Consider the following 3,079-nt stretch of genomic DNA (forward strand, 5'->3'; position numbering starts at 1 on the left):
CAAGCGGACAGGCCGGGCTTGTGTAGAGGTATTGTGGGAAGGATGGTTTAGGTTACAAACCATCCTTGAGGGTTACGAATTGGCCATGTCTCTCAATCACGAAGACTTGTGATCAAGAGACAGGCAAATTGCTGGCTTTTTACTAATGAGATTGGGCTAATTTGGTTTGTCGACCGTTAGTTGGATCTACGGCTTTGGGTTTGGCTGATTTAACTAAACTCACGAGTCCTTGCCATTCAATATCATTGTTTTGTGGTAACCAAATATCGGGCTCAGTGCCTTTTCCCGACAGCAACTCGCCTTTAGCATCATAGGTGAGAGAGCTACTAAATCGAATCTCTAAGTCACTATTTGGCAAGGTAAATTGATATTGTCTGGCAAAATCTCCAGAGGTTTTTTCGCCGATTAAATTCACTCTCGACCATGCTTTAGTCCGGTAGGCGATCCACTCGCATTCTTGTTTACACAAGGGACTGACAAGCAGTGCAAGACGATTATTGCCTTCGGTGAGGACTTCAGGTTTGGTGCGAACAAACCAAGGACTAAATCGGCTTTTATCGATAGTTGGTAGCCGCCGTGTCAACACGTTAAGTCGCGCAGGGCTGAGTTCAAGTTCATCAAGCGGTTTAAAATTCAACGGTTTTAAATAATCGTTTCTAAGCTCTGGCGAGCGTCGATAATGGGCAAACCCCATGATTTTTTCGACCGCTGAATGAGGTGGTATGTCCATGGCGGGCATATCCTGATAACGCGAGAGCATGGTTAGTAACTTAGGACTAAATCCCTTCGCTTGCCTGAGATCGACAATCAGTAATGGTTGCTCCATACCTTTACGTAATTCTTCTTGTTGTATTTTATCGAGTTCAAAAGCATAGAGGTCATCTATTTTGAGTCGAGCCGTGGTTGGATTTATCTGTTCTAGTGAATAGTCAGGTTTTGAGACCGTAGTCGGCCCTAAGTCATCAAGTTGAGTGAGTAGGCGTTCAAAGCTTATCTCTGTGTCGTCTTCAATCGGTTTAACTATCGTTTTAGAAGGGGGAGGCAGGGCAATAGTGACCTGCGTTGTCTGCAAATCATCATTTATCAAACTAATAATCACATAAGGTTTGATGCTTAAGCCTAAGTCTTCCCGCAGTAGGTTGAGTCGTTTAAGCCAAATCAGCTGCATTTCTTGGCTATTTTTTGCAGGCTCTGACAGATAGGCTTGGCTGGCAGAAATCCACTTACTTAAGGGGATGCCATCAATATGGGTGATAAAAGGATACTCGGCACTAATAGGATTATTTTTATGGTCTAAGGCAAGCCATTGTTCGTTGACGGGTCTCAGTGTTAAGGGTAAGTCGGCGCTACTATTGTCAACCTTCGCAACTTGAGCACCAGGATCTTTTAAGGCGTTAAGCAGTTTTGTAAGCTCCGCTGCGAACCGTTCTGTAGGAACAAGATCTTGGTATTGCTCAGTCATCAGTCCAGCAAGTCGTTCGAGTTGGTTGTCATTATGTTGTGGATCCAACGCATAAAATGCGGAGTGTTGTTCAATTTGATTGAGCAGAATATAGAGATCTTGGCGAATATCTTTTGTCGTTAACGTGGGTTGTTCTTTTTCAGGAATAGCAAAAAACGCGAGCCTGATAAGGCTCGCGCAAATAATCATGCTCAGCAAAGTTATTACCGTTCGATAGCTAAAACTCATATTCCTCCATGATGACCCTTACTGCTAAAAAGGTGTGCGACTATCGATGTAAATGCCGCTGTTGGCAATACAAATCATCATTAAGCTCCCTTAGGTTGCTCGCACTTGAGCAATTTAGCAGCAGTTTGTTTGTGTCAGCATAGAATTATGGCTGTTTTTTGTGCTGTGTCACGTCCTAGAGAATATCGTTGAGTGATACACCGATCCCAATACGTTGATTATGATGGTTATAGTCGATCAGGCTTTCACCGTAGCCATTAAAGTATTGAGTATAAAGGCGTAAGTTACCTATGATGGGATAGCTCCAAGTGATCTCTGCTGAACCTCGGTCAATATCTTTAAAGTTAGTTTTAACGGTGAGAGTGAATCTATGCTCATCAATCCCATACACGCCAACAAATTCAGCATTGCCAATATACTCATCAATATTGGGATTATCATCGCCACGGGCTTGGTGGATGTCTGTTTTTTCATCCTCAGGAATGCGCCACCACACCTTAGTTGAAAACGCCAGTGGGCCAGCATCAAAGATCATCGTGCCATAGATGCGGTTCCAACTACGGGATAATAAACCTGCTTTACCATTAGATTGGTGGACAGCGCCCAATCCCCAAAACGAGTTTGTCACACCGCCAATTTTCCAATCATTATTGAATAGCATAAAGATTTCGGGTTCGTGGTTTGTTTCACGAAAGGGTGAAGATATTTCCTTATTGTATACCTGCCAATAGGATTGATTAGTATAGGCAAAAAATAGGTGACCATTATCACCAAAGACATTGTACCAAATTGGAAACTTAAAGCTTATCTGAAACTTAGCTTCCATCTCATCGAGTTCATAGTTTGTTCCGGCGGCCTCCCCTGCATAGGGTTTCATATTTGGATCGGGATTATAGGTCGCGGGTAAAATGTAATTGACTTTATGCGGCGTTATTACAAATGGACGCTCTGAAGTCGCCAGTTCATCCTTAACGCGATCTTTGATTAAAGATTCCTCTGCCTGTAACCCTGCACAAGTTAGCAGTCCGATTAATGCGATACCTTGATAAAATGGGGACATCGACTCTCCTTGATGTGTCTGTTTGCTTTATCTTTATTTACCGAGCTTAACATTAGTCTGTGGATCTTTTGTGAGAAATACTGTCACTTGTACTACTTAACTTGAGTGAAACTGCATCTTTTCTTATGCGTTAACGCGCTGACTGAGTAGATTTTTTAGCAATAACATAGTGCTGTTATGTGAGGTGATGCAAGTTTAGGTTGCATTCCTATTTGCCCTGTTATCATGTTTTATTTAGTTATTTCAAATAATTAACTTATTTTAGTCAGTATGGTGCTTTTGCCAACCTAGTTTATATTTAACTGGCTTAATTCAAATTTGGTTGTTAT

At 42.1% G+C, this 3,079-nt stretch carries 2 protein-coding genes; both read right to left on the bottom strand.

The window, feature by feature from the left end; genetic code table 11:
- Positions 1 to 142: 142 nt before the first annotated feature.
- The gene (locus MMG82_RS21170) at positions 143 to 1,690 is read right to left on the bottom strand and encodes a S41 family peptidase (RefSeq protein ID WP_047532775.1); all 1,548 of its coding nucleotides are present in this window, start codon (positions 1,688 to 1,690) and stop codon (positions 143 to 145) included.
- A 175-nt stretch (positions 1,691 to 1,865) separates the two neighbouring features.
- Positions 1,866 to 2,750: a phospholipase A gene (locus MMG82_RS21175; protein ID WP_144345576.1), complete on the bottom strand. Its 885-nt coding sequence runs from the start codon at positions 2,748 to 2,750 to the stop codon at positions 1,866 to 1,868.
- Between the last annotated feature and the right edge of the window lie 329 nt (positions 2,751 to 3,079).

It is taken from the genome of Shewanella sp. MM_2022_3, assembly GCF_022557375.1.
Lineage (GTDB): Bacteria > Pseudomonadota > Gammaproteobacteria > Enterobacterales > Shewanellaceae > Shewanella > Shewanella xiamenensis.

What these genes read in the sequence shown, in the direction of transcription:
- MMG82_RS21170 (WP_047532775.1), bottom strand. Translation starts at nt 1,690, where the DNA reads ATGAGTTTTAGCTATCGAACGGTAATAACTTTGCTGAGCATGATTATT.
- MMG82_RS21175 (WP_144345576.1), bottom strand. Translation starts at nt 2,750, where the DNA reads ATGTCCCCATTTTATCAAGGTATCGCATTAATCGGACTGCTAACTTGT.